The sequence below is a fragment of the Rhizobium sp. M1 genome (genome assembly GCF_002531805.1).
In the GTDB taxonomy this organism is placed as follows: Bacteria; Pseudomonadota; Alphaproteobacteria; order Rhizobiales; family Rhizobiaceae; genus Rhizobium; species Rhizobium etli_C.
This window is the reverse complement of the sequence record NZ_NWSW01000112.1, coordinates 1-1,000: the sequence shown is the minus strand read 5'-3', so window position 1 is coordinate 1,000 and position 1,000 is coordinate 1. Positions and strand designations below refer to the sequence as shown.

The following is a 1,000-nucleotide window of genomic DNA, read 5'->3' as shown; positions in this document are numbered from 1 at the left end:
CGGTGCCTGCTCGTACCGACGTTCCCGACACCGACTTCGACGCCTGCGGCAAGAAGGGCATCGCCGACCTGAAGGCGGCCAATGAGGGCGGCACGCTGTTCGGTTCGCTGGCCCAGGGTTATGGCGCGCCGCCGGCGATCGCCAATGCCTATAAGGACGTCGTCTCGAAGTTCGTCCATGGCCAGATCAAGAGCTCCGACGAAGCCGTCAAGCAGCTCGTCCAGGCGATCGACGACGCCCGCTAAGGGTCGTCGACGACTAATGCTTCCCCGTCTCTTGGGCCGGGGAAGCTTCAGGCTCCGCAGCGATTAGGCGGAGACGATCGGCAAGGCCGATCCTGCGGGAAGGGAGATGATATCCATGAGCACAGTTGCCACCACCGATCCGGTTCTGACCCCCGGGCAGGCGACGCCGATCTCGCTTCGAGGCCGGCTGCAGGATGCGCTGCCGAAGATCGTGCTGGCGCCGAGCTTCGTCATCACCCTGGTCTTCGTCTACGGCTTCATCGTCTGGACGGCCTATCTGTCGTTCACCAATTCCAAGACCTTCCCGTCTTATGCGCTGACCGGGCCACGCGCCTATCAGCGGCTGTGGCGCTGGACCTTCGAGAGCGATCCACCATCTTCCTGGTATACCTCGATCACCAACATGGCGATCTTCGGCTTCCTCTATGTCGGCATCTGTTTAGCACTCGGCCTGCTACTCGCCATCCTGCTCGACCAGAAGATCCGCGGCGAGGGGCTGCTCAGACCGATCTTCCTCTATCCGATGGCGCTCTCCTTCATCGTCACCGGCGTTGCCTGGAAATGGTTCCTCGATCCCGGCCTCGGGCTGGAGCAGACGCTGCACCACTTCGGCTGGACGAGCTTCCACTTCGACTGGATCAAGAACAAGGACTTCGTCATCTATACCGTCGTCATCGCCGGTGTCTGGCAGGCCTCGGGCTTCGTCATGGCGATGTTCCTGGCGGGCTTACGCGGCATCGACGGCGAGATCATGA

At 62.1% G+C, this 1,000-nt stretch carries 1 protein-coding gene and 1 pseudogene; both read left to right on the top strand.

What is annotated here, in order from left to right; all coding sequences use genetic code 11:
- Positions 1 to 245: pseudogene (locus CO655_RS33185) on the top strand (sugar ABC transporter substrate-binding protein); the annotation flags it as partial.
- Positions 246 to 360: 115 nt separating this feature from the next.
- On the top strand, positions 361 to 1,000 hold a 640-nt coding region (locus CO655_RS33180), incomplete at its 3' end, for a sugar ABC transporter permease (RefSeq protein ID WP_097667976.1).